Genomic DNA, 15338 nt, shown 5'->3' with positions numbered 1-15338 from the left:
GGCGGATTGCAAAGGCCGGCCTGTTGCAATGTGAGAGAATTCTACTCAAAATCCGCGCGCGCCCACCCGACTGGGCATGCGGTGCACCGACCTCATTAGGAGAATCCATGGGCTTCCTCGCTGGTAAACGTATCCTGCTGACCGGCTTGCTGTCGAATCGTTCCATCGCTTACGGCATCGCGCAGGCTTGCAAGCGCGAAGGCGCCGAACTCGCGTTCACGTATGTCGGCGATCGCTTCAAGGATCGCATTACCGAGTTCGCCACCGAGTTCGGCAGCAACCTCGTCTTCCCGTGCGACGTCGGCGACGATGCGCAGATCGATGCGTTCTTTGCCTCGCTCGGGCAACACTGGAATAGCCTCGACGGCCTCGTGCACTCGATCGGCTTTGCGCCGCGCGAAGCCATCGCGGGCGACTTCCTCGACGGCATGACGCGCGAAAACTTCCGCATCGCGCACGATATTTCCGCCTATAGCTTCGCGGCACTCGCGAAAGCCGCGCAGCCGATGCTGTCGAACGATGCGGCGCTGCTCACGCTGACCTACCTCGGCTCCGAGCGCGCGATTCCGAACTACAACACGATGGGCCTCGCAAAGGCATCGCTCGAGGCGAGCGTCCGATATCTCGCCGTGTCGCTCGGCAACAAGGGCGTGCGCGTCAACGGTATTTCAGCGGGTCCGATCAAGACGCTCGCGGCAAGCGGCATCAAGGGCTTCGGCAAGATTCTCGATTTCGTCGAAGACAATGCGCCGCTCAAGCGCAACGTAACGATCGAACAGGTCGGCAATACGGCGGCATTCCTGCTGTCGGATCTCGCGGCCGGCGTGACAGCGGAGATCGTGCATGTCGACAGCGGCTTCAATGCGGTGGTCGGCGGGATGGCGGCAGCCGCGGCTGAGTAACGTTAGCCAGGTTGCATTCGGCTGACCCGCGGCGCTGCGTTAAAGCGCACTGCGTGACCGGGGCGCTGCACAGCTCGTTGTATCCGCAACCGATATAAAAAAAACCGCCCTTCAAGGGCGGTTTTTTGCTAGTCGACTCGTGTTCGCGGTGCGCAATGTCGAACTGCGCACGCCGGGCTCAGTGCCAGCGACCGTGGCCGTGACCACCGCCGTGATAACCACCATGGTATCCGCCATGATGGCGATACCACTCGTCGCGGCCCCAGTAGCGGCGACCGTCCCAGTAACGGTCGCCATGCCAGCCGATGACGATCGCCGGCGGCGCTGCATACACCGGAGCCGGGGCATACACGACCGGCGGCGGGGGCGGCGGAGCTGCGTACACCGGAGCCGGGGCATAGACCGGTGCGGGGATGCCGAGGTTGATACCGACATGCACTCCTCCAGCCATCGCGGCACTCGACGCGCCGATCGCGAGCGCCCCGACCAGTAACGTAACAAGACGCGTGGTCTTCATGTGTTCACCTATTTTGCGAGTATGTGTGTTCGTGTTGTCGACTACCTGCATCTCAATATAACAAACGCAGGCGGCCAGCATATTTCAACTTTGTAATAACTGATGCACAAAATCGCGTCCTACCCCCGCCTGTAACGCTCAGTTACACGCGATAGCGTTCCTTGACGCAACGGGGCTCCGCAAGCGTCGCGTGTCGACGTTGCGTGTCTTATCGGCACCACGGTGAAAAACTTGACGGTGCACGATGCGCAGATGCTCGCGATGTCTGTCATGCGGGTTGCGCGTCGAAGTCGGCTGCGTCGATCGCGATGCTGCGCGGACACCCGCGCCTCGGTCCGATCCGCCCTTTCGCGGGTTCTCGCGCTATCGCCTGGTTATCCCAGGTAATTTCATTCCTGAATTTGGCGCCGCGCAGACCTTCACATTGGCGGATGAAACGGGACGCCCACAAAACAAAACCCCGTAAGTCCGAAAACTTACGGGGTTTCACCGCCATATACTGAAGTACTGGCGGAGACGGAGGGATTCGAACCCTCGATCCAGGTTTTGGCCCAGATGCTCCCTTAGCAGGGGAGTGCCTTCGACCTCTCGGCCACGTCTCCCAAACCTTCGCTCGCGCCAGGGAGGCAGCGCGACGAAGCCAAGATAATAGCGGGTTCAGGAAGACAGGTCAATTTCCCCGGCACGATTTTTATGCCAGCGATGTCACCGCGCTGTCATCGCCGTGGCGCGGCTGCGCGAGTTGCCACAGAGCCACGAAACCGGCCTCGACAACCTGGCGACGCAACCCAGCGACGCAGCCCGGCGCAACCGTGCCGAATCGGCAGCGCACGATCGAACGATCAGGCCTGATCGAGTTCGAACGCCCTATGCAGCGCACGCACGGCGAGCTCCATGTACTTCTCGTCGATCAGCACCGAGATCTTGATTTCGGACGTCGAAATCATCTGGATGTTGATGCCTTCTTCCGACAGCGTGCGGAACATCTTGCTCGCGATGCCCACATGCGAGCGCATGCCGACGCCGACCACCGACACCTTCGACACCTTCGGATCGCCGAGCACCTGCTCGGCCGAGATATGACCCTTCACCTGATTCGTGAGGATGTCCATCGCGCGCTGATAGTCGCCACGGCCGACCGTGAACGTGAATGCCGTCTTGCCCTCGACGCTCTGGTTCTGGATGATCATGTCGACGTCGATGTTCGCCTCGGCGATCGGACCGAGAATCTGATACGCGATGCCCGGCTTGTCGGGCACACCCATCACGGCGATACGGGCTTCGTCCCGCTGAAACGCAATGCCGGAGATGACTGCTTTTTCCATGGTCTCGTCTTCTTCAAAAGTAATCAGGGTGCCCGAGGACATTTCGCTTTCGAGCGGCATCAGCGGATCGGTCAGGCTCGACAGCACGCGCGTCTTCACCTGATATTTGCCCGCGAATTCCACCGAGCGGATCTGCAGGACCTTCGAGCCGAGGCTCGCCATTTCCAGCATCTCCTCGAAGGTCACGCGATCGAGCCGGCGCGCCTCTTCGACGACGCGCGGGTCCGTCGTGTAGACACCGTCGACGTCGGTATAGATCAGGCACTCGTCCGCCTTGAGCGCCGCGGCCACCGCGACGGCCGACGTATCCGAACCGCCGCGGCCGAGCGTCGTGATGTGGCCTTCGGGATCGATACCCTGAAAGCCGGTAATCACGACCACCTTGCCCGCATCGAGGTCGCGCAACACACGTTCGCCGTCGATGTCGTTGATGCGCGCTTTCGTGAATGCGCTGTCGGTCTTGACGGGCACTTGCCAGCCCGTGTAGCTGACGGCGTCGACGCCCGCGTCATGCAGTGCGATCGACAGCAAACCGACGCTGACCTGCTCGCCCGTCGACGCGATCATGTCGAGTTCGCGCGGGCTCGGCTGACCGGAGATTTCTTTCGCGAGACCGATGAGGCGGTTCGTTTCGCCGGACATCGCGGACGGCACGACGACCATCCGGTGGCCGGCCTTGTGCCATTTCGCGACGCGCTTCGCGACGTTCTTGATGCGCTCGACCGAGCCCATCGAGGTGCCGCCGTATTTGTGTACGATGAGTGCCATTGTCGTTTTTAAACCGTAGGAAAAGCTGGAAATGCTTCAGACGCTCGATGCGCGCCGCGCCCGCACGTCGAGGACGCGCCGCACAGCTGGAAGCACAACGTTCTGGAACGACGGCGAGGTGTGCGGCGCGAAGTTAGCGTGCGCGTGACGCGCGATTTGCCCTTCGAATTTGCCCTTCCGATTTTGCTCTTCAACAGGACGCGGAACGAAACCGGTCCGGCCATCGCAATCCCGCTCCGCACCCTGCTCCGAATACGTGCCCTGTAGGACCCGTGGCGGCGGTAGTGCGGCGGCTCGCGCGCGGACGATGCGCCGCTCGCTGCTCGACCTCAATCGATCTTGATCGACCGTGGGATCGCCCCTGAATCCAGGCATGAATCTGACCTTGAATCTGGGCTCGAATCCGACCTGACTTCGGGACTTTGCGCTGACCGTGAATCGACCCCAAGCGCCGGAAAACGCGTGTAAAGCAGGTCGGACAAACAAGCTACCCTACCTGAAGCGACGCGACTTGACAAGTCAAATGCGCCGCAAAGGCTTGTGGGGAAAGGGTTTATCGGCGGATATCGACTGGTTTGTCAGCCCTTTCGGTGGCTGGTTCGTCGGCACGAGCGTGCCACGCGGATCAGGCGATCAGCAGATCTTCGCGCCAGTCAATCCGGATGCAGCGATCGGCAAACGGCGCGGCAGCGGCAGCACCCTCCTCGCTCGCGCGCGGTGCGTGTTGCGTGTCTTGCGGCTTTTGCGGGTCTTTTGCATGGTCCGCGCGGCTCGCATCGTCGGCATACCACGCATCCAGCGCTGCGAGGTTCACGCCGAGCAGCGGCACGTACAGCAACATATCGCCCACATAGAGCAGCGGCACATCGCGCTTCCACGACGGCACGCCCCGCTCCTGAAACAGATTCTTCAGCGTGCGGCTCGGGCCATGCGCGTCGCAGCGCATACGCTCGCCGCCGCTGCGGGCGCGAGCGGACAACGGCCTGTGCAGCAACAGCGCCGCGGGAATCACCGACAAGTCGTGCGCTGCCGGGTCTGCCGGGTCACCGCCCGCCTCCTGCGCAAACACAAACGTGCCGCGCCACGCCGACAGGCGCCAGACCGCCTCACCGTGCCACGTCAATTCGCTGACAGGCCGCGCGGCGAACGCAGTTTCGTCGGCGGCATCGCTGCTGTCGCCCGCTTCCCAGTAGATCTGGCCGCGGTAGCTGCGCAGCGTCTGCCCCGCGTGGTCGACGCGCAAGCCATGATCGTCGCGCACATCGCGCAGCTGCCGCAGCGCATCGGTGAGTCGCGCCGTCGATGCGGCCGGCAGACCGAGCGTGCGCATCCAGTAACGCAGCAGATTCAGCGCGCGCTCGTCGTCGAGTTCGAGTAATGCGGCGCGCGACAACCCGTGCGTGTCGTCGTCGCTCGCGACGTTTTGCATATCGTTGCGTGCGAGTTCGTCGACGAGGCGCTGCGCGGCGCCCGCATGCGCGGCCGTGCGCGCGAGCGCATCGCGAAAGCCTGGAAAGTGCACGGCAAGCTGCGGCAGCACGTGATGACGCAGCGCGTTGCGCGCAAAGCGTGTGTCGGTATTCGATTCGTCGTCGATCCAGCGCAGCGCGCGACCGCGCGCATAGTCTTCGAGCTGCGCGCGCAGCAGATGCAGGAACGGCCGCACCCGTGTAACCGCCGCGCCGGCGGGCCGATATTCGGCCGCCATCGCCGCCAGTCCCGCGAGACCCGCGCCGCGCAGCAATTGCAGCAGCACCGTTTCGGCCTGATCGTCCGCGTGCTGCGCAAGCCAGATGCGCCGAACATGCTCGCTCTCGCACAACGCGTCGAGCGCGCGATAACGCGCCTCGCGGGCCGCGGCTTCGACACCGGCCCCCGCGTCGCGACGCACTTCGACATGACGCGCCGCGAACGACACGCCGAGCGCGGCCGCCTGCTCTTCGCCGTGCGCGAGCCAGCGGTTGGCATCCGGGCTCAAGCCATGATGAATGTGGAACGCAAGGCAGCGCGCCGCGCCGGCCACGCGTACCGCCGCATCGAGCAGCACGGTCGAATCGAGACCGCCGCTGTAGGCGATGGCGATGCGTGTATCGGCGGGCTCGTGAATAAGCGCAGCCTCGATCGCATCGAGCACGATGCGATCGGCTGCGGGATCAGAGGAAGTGTTCACGACAAGCAGTCACGATACGAGTCACAGACGGCAAAGGTGCAGTAAGGCGCGCATCTGCACGACAGGCTCATGATACGTGCAGCACGATGCGCACGCGGCCGATGACCGGTGGAAAGCCCGCGGCGCCAGCGCTCCTCGCCTTGCCTCGCGTAGCGCCGATGATGGACCGGACCGACCGCCATTGCCCGTTCATTTCATCGCACAAAGAACACGCGCGATAGACGGACAATGAACTCGCAGTGAGCACCCGATCGGCACCGAATCAGCACCGAATCAGCTCGCGAGAAGCACGCAATCGGCTCGCAAAAGCGCTGCGCTGCGCCGCGCTTACGCGCCCGGCGTCGTTTCCTTGAATTTGCCGTACGCCATGAGCCGGTCGAAACGGCGCTGACGCAGGTCGCCCACGCTCATGCCCTGGAACTGGCGCAGCGAATCGGCGAGCGCGCGGCGCAGCAATGCGGCCATGCCCTTCGGATCGCGGTGCGCGCCGCCGAGCGGTTCATTGACAATCTTGTCAATCAGCGAAAGCGCCTTCAGACGATGCGCGGTCAAACCGAGCGCTTCGGCCGCTTCCGGCGCTTTCGCGGCGCTCTTCCACAGAATCGATGCGCAGCCTTCCGGCGAGATCACCGAGTAGGTGGAGAATTGCAGCATCAGCACACTGTCGCCAACCGCGATTGCCAGCGCGCCACCGGAGCCGCCCTCACCGATGATCGTTGAAATGATCGGCGTTTTGAGCTCGGCCATCACATACAGGTTGCGGCCGATCGCTTCCGACTGGCCGCGTTCTTCGGCGCCGATACCGGGATACGCACCCGGCGTGTCGATAAACGTGAACAGCGGCAGGCCGAATTTCTCGGCAAGACGCATGAGACGCTCGGCCTTGCGATAGCCCTCGGGGCGAGGCATGCCGAAATTGCGCAGCGCGCGCTCTTTCGTATCGCGCCCTTTCTGATGACCAATCACCATGCACGGCTGGCCATTGAATCGCGCGAGGCCGCCGACAATCGACAGATCGTCCGCATAGGAACGGTCGCCATGCAGTTCGTGAAAGTCCGTGAACAGTTCGTTCACGTAGTCGAGCGTGTACGGGCGCTGCGGATGACGTGCGATTTGCGACACCTGCCACGGTGACAGATTCGCATAAAGATCCTTCGTGAGCTGCTGGCTTTTCTTCGACAGCCGCTCGATCTCTTCCGAAATATCGACGGCCGAATCGTCCTGCACGAAGCGCAATTCTTCAATTTTCGCTTCGAGCTCGGCGATGGGCTGCTCGAAATCCAGAAAGGTGGTCTTCATTGGTTTTTAATCCTTCGACTTACCGGCAGCGCGTATTCTAACCGCGCCCGCCGCTGTCCAAACCGTCTCAAAACTATTAGATCCCAAATTCGATAGCACCCGCTCGTGCATGCTCCCGGCGAGGCTCGCCTCGCTCGCGGGGGACGCCGCTTGCAACAGTCGTTATGGTGCCTTTTGTCGCGGCCGCCATGCACGTCGCCATGTGACCCGCCGCACACTCGGGTGCAACAAGCGGATGCAACGAGCGGACGCAACGGACGGGGCGACTGCGGCCGCGTGCCGCATGCACGCTGCGCGGCGTTATTCGTCCGACGGCAGCGGATCGAGACTGCGCCACATGTACCACGTCGCGACCGTGCGCCACGGTTCCCAGTTTGCTGCGACTTCGCGCGCTTCGCTGCGCGTAACAGGCTCGCCGCTGAAATAATTCACGCTGATCGCGCGAATCAGCCCGAGGTCGTCGAGCGGCAGTACATCGGGGCGCGACAGGTTGAAGATCAGGAACATCTCAGCAGTCCAGCGGCCAATACCGCGAATCTGCGTGAGTTCGGCGATCACCGCTTCATCGTCCATCGACGTCCACTTGCCGACGTGCAACGCGCCCGACACGAAGTGTTGCGCGAGATCGAGAATGTACTCGGTTTTACGCTTCGACAGTCCGCACGCGATCAGTTTCGCGGCGCCGAGCCTGATGATCTGCTGCGGCACGAGCTTCGGACATGCACTTTCGATGCGTTCCCAAACGGCTTGCGCACTCGCAACCGAAATCTGCTGACCAACGACCGAGCGCGCCAGCGTGACGAACGAATCGCCGCGGCTTAGCAGATGCACAGGTCCGAATTTCGGAATCAGCTTCTTCAGAATGCGGTCGCGCTTGACGAGATCGGCACATGCTTTGTCCCAATACGCAGGCCGCGTGACTTCAGGCGCGAGACCGCCGATCTGCACCGGCACGGCGACCTCGGTATCGACGGATGCACGCGTCTTGCGCACGACTTCGCCCTCATGGAGCGTATCCGCTTCGAAGGTCTGCTGCGTGCCCGCCAGTTCGGCCGGCAATTCGCCATTGCCGCTCACCGCGGCCTTCGCGCGCGAGCGCGACGCCTTGACCGTCATTGCGTCAGCCGGACCCGCCGCACCGTTCAGCACGCGCTTTGCACCTGCCTTGCGCGGCACCGTTTGCGTCGCGCCCCTCGCTGTGCCCTTCGCCGCGCTTTGCGCCGCGTTGTCCGCGCGCACACGTTTGACTGCAGATGCCGTTCTGGTTTGAGACGCGGCACGTTTAGCCGGCGTCTTCGTGGCCGTTGCCATCCTGCCTCCTGCCTGGTGAGACGATCAGAGTGAAAAACGAGGTGCGCTTACACGCGCCGCCACTCGGTCAACCCACCGGGTTTGTCTTCAAGTGCAACCCCGGATTCGAGCAACTCCGCGCGAATCCGGTCCGCCTCGGCATAGTTTTTTGCCTGCTTCGCGGCAACGCGCGCAGCGATCTTCGCTTCGATTTGCGCCGCCTCGAGCCCACCCTCTTTCACACCGCCCGCCGCCTGCTGCAGGAACTCGCGCGGCTCACGGTCAAGGAAACCGATTACATGCGCAAGCCCACGCAATTGCCGTGCTAACGCCGCGTCACGCGTACGGTTTACTTCGCTTGCGAGCTCGAACAGCACGGCGACCGCCACCGGCGTATTGAAGTCGTCGTTCATCGCCTCGCGAAAGCGCGCGGCATGCGCTTCGTTCCAGTCGAGCGGCGCACCGTCGCCGCTCGCGTCTTTCAACGCCGTGTAAAGACGCGTGAGTGCGTTGCGTGCATCGTCGAGGTGCGCGTCGCTGTAGTTGAGCGGCGACCGATAGTGTGCACGCGCGATGAAGAACCGCACAACCTCGGCATCGTATTGCGCGAGCACCTCGCGAATCGTAAAGAAGTTGCCGAGCGATTTCGACATCTTCTCGTTGTCGATCTGCACGAAGCCGTTGTGCATCCACGTATTCACATACGTTTGCCCGGTTGCGGCCTCGCTCTGCGCGATCTCGTTCTCGTGGTGCGGAAACTGCAGGTCCTGCCCGCCGCCGTGAATGTCGAAATGTTCGCCGAGCAACGTGCAGCTCATCGCCGAGCATTCGATATGCCAACCGGGACGGCCGCGCCCGTACTTCGATTCCCAGCCGGTGTCGGCGGGCTCGTCGGGTTTCGACTGCTTCCACAGAACGAAGTCGAGCGGATCCTGCTTCGCATCGTTCGCCGCGACGCGTTCGCCCGCGCGCAGATCTTCGAGCGACTTGCCCGAGAGCTTGCCGTAGCCGGCGAACTTGCGCACGGCATAGTTGACATCTGCGTCGGCCGCCTGATACGCGAAGCCCTTCGCTTCGAGCGTTTCGATCATGCCGAGCATCTGCGGAATGAAAGCAGTCGCGCGCGGCTCGAGGTCCGGACGCTGCACGCCGAGCGCATCCGCATCTTCGTGCATTGCCCGAATGAAACGGTCGGTCAGCGATTTGATCGTCTCGCCGTTCTCGACGGCGCGGCGAATGATCTTGTCGTCGATGTCGGTGATGTTGCGCACGTACGTTACGTTGTAACCGAGCGTGCGCAGCCACCGCTGGACGATGTCGAACACGACCATCACGCGCGCATGGCCGATGTGACAGTAGTCGTACACGGTCATGCCGCACACGTACATGCGCACCACGCCGTCCTGCAGTGGCACGAAAGTTTGCTTGTCACGCGCGAGCGTGTTGTAGATGCGCAGTGATTCCATAGAGAACGATGCGTGGGCCGAAAGAAATCCGCGTTGTGCTCGTTCATGCCGCGCCATAAGGCGATGAACCCATGCGATGAACCGCACATGCGACTGATTATGGCGGTAACGGACACATGGTGCGACGACATGATCGGCGGTGTGACCGGAGACCGGATGAAAGCAGGCGGGCAAGCCTCCACTACACAACACTCACCCGGCACGGATCCTTCGGAAACCGATCGCGCACCTGGTGCGGCGATCACACTGCCATCAAAGCGGAGACGACCACGAGTGGCGAAAGACAGTCTGTGGTTCGACGAAACACGCGACGAAAACGCGCAGACCTTTTGTTAGAATGGGTCGGAGTATAACATCCAGACCTCTTCCCTATGAAATCTTCCAGCGGCCGCGCACGAGGCGTCGCGCACATTGCGGCGCTCTTTGCATTGGCGTTGCTGATCGCGCCCGGCACGAGCGCGTATGCACAAAAAAGCGACGTCGTATCGCACGCTCCGGCCACACGCGACGCAACACCGGAGGCCGACGCATCGATCACGCAAAAGAACTGGAGCGCAGCGCTCGCGGAACTCAACGCGCGCATCGCGCAGAATCCGCGTGACGCGCAGGCGAAGTTCAAGCGCGCCACCGTGCTTGCACGCATGAATCGCACCGACGACGCGATCGCCGGGTTCACCGAACTGACCGAGATGTACCCCGAGTTGCCCGAGCCGTACAACAATCTTGCCGCGCTCTATGCGAAGCAGGGCCGCTACGGCGACGCGCGCGCCGCGCTCGAAACGGCAACCAAGGCGAATCCCGGCTACGGGCTCGCGTACGCAAATCTCGGCGATCTCTATCTGCGTATGGCCGACCAGGCCTATCGACGCGCGCAGAGCCTCGGCGCGGCGACCGGCACGACGCAACAGCGTCTCGCGGACATCGAGAAGATCGTGTCGCCGCCGAAGCGCGCGGCGGCGCGCGCCACGCCGTCCGAATCGGATTACACGACGCGCGCCACATCGAACATCGTGGAGACGCCCTCGTTCCAGTTCGGCGGCCCGACGAGCGGTTCGCTTGCCATTCCGCCGTACGTCGCGCCGCCGCGGTAAGCGATGCGCGTCGACTGACGGGCGCGCCTGTGCTGCGCTTTTTCGGCGCTGTTTCGTGCGCTCTTTCGTACCTCCTTTCCGCGTTCATCCCGCGTTTTTTCCCTAACCCGAGGAACTCCATGAAACGCTTGTTGCTGGCGCTCGGCAGCGCCGCCCTCGTCGCGAACGCACCCGCGTTCGCACAGTCCGCAGCGCAAACCGCGCATCCGTCTGTCCTCTTCAAGACTTCGGATGGCGATATTCGCGTCGAACTGTATCCCGAGAAAGCGCCGAAGACGGTCGCCAATTTCCTCGACTACGTGAAGTCCGGCCAGTACAACGGCACGATCTTCCACCGTGTGATTCCGGGCTTCATGATCCAGGGCGGCGGCTACACGACGAGCTTCGCCGAAAAACCGACGCGCGCGCCGATTCCGCTCGAAAGCCGCAATGGTCTCAAGAACGTGACCGGCACGATCGCGATGGCGCGCACGGGCGATCCGAATTCGGCCACCGCGCAATTCTTCATCAACACCGTCGACAACGCGAATCTCGACTATCCGAATCCCGACGGCAACGGCTACGCCGTGTTCGGCAAGGTCACGTCGGGCATGGACGTCGTGAAGAAAATCGAAGGCACCCCGACCACCACGCGCGGCCCCATGAGCGATGTGCCGCAAAAGCCGATCGTGATCGAGTCGGCGACGGTGGTCAGCAAGTAGTAATCTGGGAGGGCGCGCTTCTTGCGGCGCCTGTCGCTACCCACTCGTTCACCTGCTCGCTCACGCGCTCATTCACCCGCTCATTCACCCGCTCTGATCAAGGAATCCATCATGGTTGAACTGCATACGAATCACGGCGTCATCAAGCTCGAACTCGACGCGGACAAAGCGCCGAAGACGGTCGAGAATTTCCTCAACTACGTGAAGGCCGGCCACTACGACAACACGGTGTTTCACCGTGTGATCGACGGCTTCATGATCCAGGGCGGCGGCTTCGAACCCGGCATGAAGCAGAAGACGACGCAAGCGCCGATCGACAACGAAGCGAACAATGGCCTCAAGAACGTGAAGGGCTCGGTTGCGATGGCCCGCACGAACGATCCGCATTCGGCCACCGCGCAGTTCTTCATCAACGTCAACGACAACGATTTCCTCAACCATTCGTCGCCGACGCCGCAAGGCTGGGGCTATGCGGTGTTCGGCAAGGTCGTCGATGGCCTCGATGTGGTCGACAACATCCGCAAGGTGAAAACGGGTTCGAAGGGCTTTCACCAGGACGTACCCGTCGACGACGTAGTCATCGAGAAGGCCGTCGTGGTCGAATAGCCATACGAGGCGTGTCGCCGTTCGATAGCGGCGATACGCCTGTCGTCACGATTCGCCGGGCGGCTGCAGCTATTCCATAATCGCAAAACGAGCAATCAACAGAAAATACCGTCGATGCTGCAAGAAACGCCGCTGCGAAGCGTCGCCGCGGGCGTGCCCGGCGAGGGCAAGCGCCCGCACGCCGCACGTCCGTTTTATTTCCTGTCGGATCTGCACCTGTCCGAGGCGATGCCGCGCACGGTGGCCGCGTTCGAGCATTTCATCCGCGTCAACGCCGAGCATGCCGATTCGGTGTTTATCCTCGGCGATCTGTTCGAATACTGGATTGGCGACGACATGCTCGCCGAACCGTTTCCCGCGCGCATGGCCGCGCTGATGCACACGCTGTCGGAGCGCGGCATCGCGCTCTACGTGATGCACGGCAACCGCGACTTCCTGCTGGGCAAGCGCTTCATGAAAGCGGCCGGCGCGATCTGGCTGCCGGACCCGTTCGTGATCACGTCGTTCGGCACGCGCATCGCGCTCGCGCACGGCGATGGCCAATGCACCGACGATCGCAGCTATCTGCGCTTTCGCCGCATCGCGCGCAACCGTTTCGCACAGTGGCTCTTTCTGTTGTGGCCATACCGATGGCGCAAGGCGCTCGCCGAGCGCATGCGCCGCACGGGCGACGAAAACCGCGCGCGGCCCGTATCGCCGCGCTACGACGTGACCCGGCAGGGAATTGCGGCGCTCTTCAAGCGAACCGGCACGGCGACGATCATCCACGGCCATACGCACCGTCCCGCCCGCCATCGCGAAGCGGGCGGCACGCGCTGGGTGCTGCCGGATTGGGACCTCGACCACGGCGAACGCCGTGGCGGTTATCTGCGCATCGATGCGGAAGGAATCCGGGCGCTGCCGCTCGATTGAGCGGTCTCGCCCCGCGTCGCCTAGCGTGGCGCGTGGGGTCGCTTCGATGCAGTCAGTGCGGCTCCGTGCCCGGCTCGACCTTCCCTTCCAGCGCAGCCGACAAACGCTTCAGATCGAACAGCGCCGCATCGGCGCCCTGCAGCGCCTCGAGACTCGCGCCGAGCCGTTCGAGCGCGGCGACAATTTCGTCGATGCGCAGCGACTGAGTCGCCGCGTGATTGATGAGCCCGTGAATCGCGAGCGAGACCGGATCGTCCGCATTCGGCGTGATGCCGTATGCGCAGAACTCCGAACGCGCGGCCGCGGGTTGCGCTGCATCGGCCGCTCCACGCGTAGCAGACGCGGGCGCGATCACGCGCGCGGGATTGCCGACCGCGGTCGCGCCCGCCGGCACCGGCTTCACGACGACCGCATTCGAGCCGATCTTGGCATCGGCACCGATCGTGAACCCGCCGAGCACTTTCGCGCCCGCGCCGACGATCACGCCGCGTTCGAGCGTCGGATGCCGCTTCGCGCCGCGCGTGAGCGACGTGCCGCCGAGCGTCACGCCCTGGTAGATCGTGCAGTCGTCGCCGATCACCGCGGTTTCGCCGACCACCACGCCCATGCCGTGATCGATAAACACACGACGGCCGACCGTCGCGCCCGGGTGGATCTCGATGCCGGTCAGAAAGCGCCCGATCTGCGAGACGACGCGCGCGATCCAGTAGCGTTTCGCGCGCCAGCACGCGTGCGACAAACGATGCAGTAGAAGCGCATGCAAGCCCGGGTAGCACGTGAGCACTTCCCACGCGCTGCGCGCGGCGGGATCGCGCTCGCGGATCGTGGCGATGTCTTCGCGAAGTCTCGTGAACATGGCTGGCGCCGTCCTGGAAGTGTCGGGGAATGGTTCTGCTAAACATGCACAGGCGATGCATAACCCGCGGCGCGCGACATATCGCGCAGGCTGCTTTGCTTATGACGTTTCCGGCGATTGTAGGTCGATTCGCGCGAATCTGCCGATGCCCATCCCGCCGTCAAGGTCGAACCGCATCGGTGCCTGCAGTCGGCACGCGCACTGCGCGTGCCGACACAACGCTCAAGGCATTTCGTTATCCCTTCCTTCAGCTTTCAGCAGGATATGTTTCGCGATGCCGCGCACGATGTTGACTTCCTCGCGCTCGAGTCCCGCGCGCGCAAAGAGCCGCCGCAGCCGCGACATCAACTTTTTCGGGTTGGCGGGATCGAGGAAGTCGAGTGCGATCAACGCATTCTCGAGATGCACGAACATACGCTCGACTTCATCGCTCGCCGCGCGCGCGCTCGCGTCCGCACCGCCCGCGGCGAAAGTCGAAGCGCCGGCCGATAACGGGCTGTCGGGCGCTTCCTGATACGCGATGCGCAGTTCGTATGACAGCACCTGCACGGCCTGCGCCAGGTTCAACGAACTGTAAGCGGGGTTCGCGGGAATATGCGCGAGCGCGCTGCAGCGTTCGACGTCTTCGTTCGACAGGCCCGTGCGCTCGTTGCCGAAAACGAGCGCAATATCGCCGTGCGCCGCGTATTCGCGCGCGCGCGCCGCCGCGGTGCGCGGCGCGAGCCGCGGCGGCCCGTATTCGCGCGAGCGTGCGGTCAATGCGAGCGACCATTGCGCGCCCGACAATGCATCGGCAAGCGTCGGCACGACGTGCGCGCTCGCCAGCACGTCGTCGGCGCCGCTTGCCATCGCGATCGCTTCCGGATCGTTCTGCACGTTCGCGACGCGCGGCGCGACGAGCACGAGCCGCGAGAAGCCCATCGTTTTCAGCGCGCGTGCAGCGGCGCCGACGTTGCCCGGATGGCTCGGCTCGACGAGCACGAAGCGCGTCGACGTGAAGCCGCCGGACATCGGGCTGGCGGCGTCGTCGGCTGCCGACGAAGCGGTCGGCGAACGGGATGCGTGCGCCTCGGCGTTCGACGGGGCGTGCGATGTGGCGTTCGAAGTGGCGTTCGAAGCAGTGTTCGAAGGGGCGTGCGGTCGGACCACGATAAGAAGCGGAAGACGAAAGAAGAGCTATGGTAGCGCCAACTCGTGCCCTCTTTCCACGCTTGCGTCGCGCGCCGGTTTGCCGCGGCCTGGCCGGCCGCGTGGGTGCCGATGCGGATGCGGATGCGCCGCCGTGCGCCCGCTGCTGCACGCCGGAAAGCGGAAGACTCGGGTAAAATCACGCTACTCGCGCGCCGTGGTGCAACCCGACGCCTCGCTCTTATCCAATTCGTTTTCGTCGACGGAACATTCGCAAAACGGCTCTGCCCTACCTGCGGTGACCGTT

Annotated in this window: 13 protein-coding genes and 1 tRNA gene; 5 read left to right on the top strand and 9 right to left on the bottom strand. The window is 63.4% G+C overall.

Annotated features, from left to right (window positions below; genetic code table 11):
• Positions 1-107 precede the first annotated feature (107 nt).
• Positions 108-902, top strand: a complete 795-nt coding sequence (fabI, locus tag QYH69_RS24815) for an enoyl-ACP reductase FabI (RefSeq protein ID WP_308834376.1) — start codon at positions 108-110, stop codon at positions 900-902.
• Positions 903-1080: 178 nt separating this feature from the next.
• On the opposite strand, the gene QYH69_RS24810 is transcribed toward fabI, so the two are convergent.
• The 7 genes from QYH69_RS24810 to cysS all read right to left on the bottom strand — a co-directional run bounded on the left by QYH69_RS24810 (position 1081) and on the right by cysS (position 9737).
• Positions 1081-1419: a hypothetical protein gene (locus QYH69_RS24810; protein ID WP_308834375.1), complete on the bottom strand. Its 339-nt coding sequence runs from the start codon at positions 1417-1419 to the stop codon at positions 1081-1083.
• A gap of 508 nt (positions 1420-1927) precedes the next feature.
• Positions 1928-2021: transfer RNA gene (locus tag QYH69_RS24805), tRNA-Ser, on the bottom strand.
• 240 nt (positions 2022-2261) lie between these two features.
• On the bottom strand, positions 2262-3512 hold the full coding sequence (locus QYH69_RS24800; RefSeq protein WP_308834374.1) for an aspartate kinase: 1251 nt from the start codon (positions 3510-3512) through the stop codon (positions 2262-2264).
• A gap of 625 nt (positions 3513-4137) precedes the next feature.
• Positions 4138-5682 (bottom strand): tRNA lysidine(34) synthetase TilS, encoded by a 1545-nt coding sequence (gene tilS / locus QYH69_RS24795; protein WP_308834373.1) that lies wholly within the window; start codon positions 5680-5682, stop codon positions 4138-4140.
• Positions 5683-6009: 327 nt separating this feature from the next.
• Positions 6010-6981, bottom strand: a complete 972-nt coding sequence (locus tag QYH69_RS24790) for an acetyl-CoA carboxylase carboxyltransferase subunit alpha (protein WP_308834372.1) — start codon at positions 6979-6981, stop codon at positions 6010-6012.
• 300 nt (positions 6982-7281) lie between these two features.
• Entirely contained in the window at positions 7282-8292 is a 1011-nt protein-coding gene (locus tag QYH69_RS24785) for a DNA-3-methyladenine glycosylase (protein WP_308834371.1), read from the bottom strand.
• A 47-nt stretch (positions 8293-8339) separates the two neighbouring features.
• Positions 8340-9737, bottom strand: a complete 1398-nt coding sequence (gene cysS, locus QYH69_RS24780; protein ID WP_308834370.1) for a cysteine--tRNA ligase — start codon at positions 9735-9737, stop codon at positions 8340-8342.
• Positions 9738-10108: 371 nt separating this feature from the next.
• Here cysS and QYH69_RS24775 point away from each other — a divergent pair, with 371 nt between their 5' ends.
• From QYH69_RS24775 to QYH69_RS24760, 4 genes are all read left to right on the top strand, one after another.
• A complete protein-coding gene (locus QYH69_RS24775) occupies positions 10109-10828 on the top strand; it encodes a tetratricopeptide repeat protein (protein WP_308834369.1) in 720 nt (239 codons plus the stop codon).
• Positions 10829-10947: 119 nt separating this feature from the next.
• Positions 10948-11529 carry a peptidylprolyl isomerase gene (locus tag QYH69_RS24770; RefSeq protein ID WP_075156814.1) on the top strand — a complete coding sequence of 194 codons (582 nt, stop codon included), beginning with the start codon at positions 10948-10950 and terminating at the stop codon, positions 11527-11529.
• Between the two features lie 111 nt (positions 11530-11640).
• On the top strand, positions 11641-12135 hold the full coding sequence (locus tag QYH69_RS24765) for a peptidylprolyl isomerase (RefSeq protein ID WP_308834368.1): 495 nt from the start codon (positions 11641-11643) through the stop codon (positions 12133-12135).
• Positions 12136-12249: 114 nt separating this feature from the next.
• Complete coding sequence (locus QYH69_RS24760; RefSeq protein ID WP_308834367.1) at positions 12250-13047, top strand: UDP-2,3-diacylglucosamine diphosphatase; 798 nt, start codon at positions 12250-12252, stop codon at positions 13045-13047.
• A 52-nt stretch (positions 13048-13099) separates the two neighbouring features.
• Here the strand turns inward: QYH69_RS24760 and cysE are convergent, their stop codons facing one another.
• Both cysE and QYH69_RS24750 read right to left on the bottom strand, forming a co-directional pair.
• Complete coding sequence (gene cysE, locus QYH69_RS24755; RefSeq protein ID WP_308834366.1) at positions 13100-13903, bottom strand: serine O-acetyltransferase; 804 nt, start codon at positions 13901-13903, stop codon at positions 13100-13102.
• Positions 13904-14125: 222 nt separating this feature from the next.
• On the bottom strand, positions 14126-14914 hold the full coding sequence (locus tag QYH69_RS24750) for an RNA methyltransferase (RefSeq protein WP_308834365.1): 789 nt from the start codon (positions 14912-14914) through the stop codon (positions 14126-14128).
• Between the last annotated feature and the right edge of the window lie 424 nt (positions 14915-15338).

Source organism: Paraburkholderia sp. SARCC-3016 (genome assembly GCF_031119615.1).
Classification (GTDB): Bacteria; Pseudomonadota; Gammaproteobacteria; order Burkholderiales; family Burkholderiaceae; genus Paraburkholderia.
This window is presented reverse-complemented; position numbering and strand designations above follow the sequence as displayed.

What these genes read in the sequence shown, in the direction of transcription:
- fabI (WP_308834376.1), top strand. Translation starts at nt 108, where the DNA reads ATGGGCTTCCTCGCTGGTAAACGTATCCTGCTGACCGGCTTGCTGTCG.
- QYH69_RS24810 (WP_308834375.1), bottom strand. Translation starts at nt 1,419, where the DNA reads ATGAAGACCACGCGTCTTGTTACGTTACTGGTCGGGGCGCTCGCGATC.
- QYH69_RS24800 (WP_308834374.1), bottom strand. Translation starts at nt 3,512, where the DNA reads ATGGCACTCATCGTACACAAATACGGCGGCACCTCGATGGGCTCGGTC.
- QYH69_RS24790 (WP_308834372.1), bottom strand. Translation starts at nt 6,981, where the DNA reads ATGAAGACCACCTTTCTGGATTTCGAGCAGCCCATCGCCGAGCTCGAA.
- QYH69_RS24785 (WP_308834371.1), bottom strand. Translation starts at nt 8,292, where the DNA reads ATGGCAACGGCCACGAAGACGCCGGCTAAACGTGCCGCGTCTCAAACC.
- cysS (WP_308834370.1), bottom strand. Translation starts at nt 9,737, where the DNA reads ATGGAATCACTGCGCATCTACAACACGCTCGCGCGTGACAAGCAAACT.
- QYH69_RS24775 (WP_308834369.1), top strand. Translation starts at nt 10,109, where the DNA reads ATGAAATCTTCCAGCGGCCGCGCACGAGGCGTCGCGCACATTGCGGCG.
- QYH69_RS24770 (WP_075156814.1), top strand. Translation starts at nt 10,948, where the DNA reads ATGAAACGCTTGTTGCTGGCGCTCGGCAGCGCCGCCCTCGTCGCGAAC.
- QYH69_RS24765 (WP_308834368.1), top strand. Translation starts at nt 11,641, where the DNA reads ATGGTTGAACTGCATACGAATCACGGCGTCATCAAGCTCGAACTCGAC.
- QYH69_RS24760 (WP_308834367.1), top strand. Translation starts at nt 12,250, where the DNA reads ATGCTGCAAGAAACGCCGCTGCGAAGCGTCGCCGCGGGCGTGCCCGGC.
- cysE (WP_308834366.1), bottom strand. Translation starts at nt 13,903, where the DNA reads ATGTTCACGAGACTTCGCGAAGACATCGCCACGATCCGCGAGCGCGAT.
- QYH69_RS24750 (WP_308834365.1), bottom strand. Translation starts at nt 14,914, where the DNA reads ATGTCCGGCGGCTTCACGTCGACGCGCTTCGTGCTCGTCGAGCCGAGC.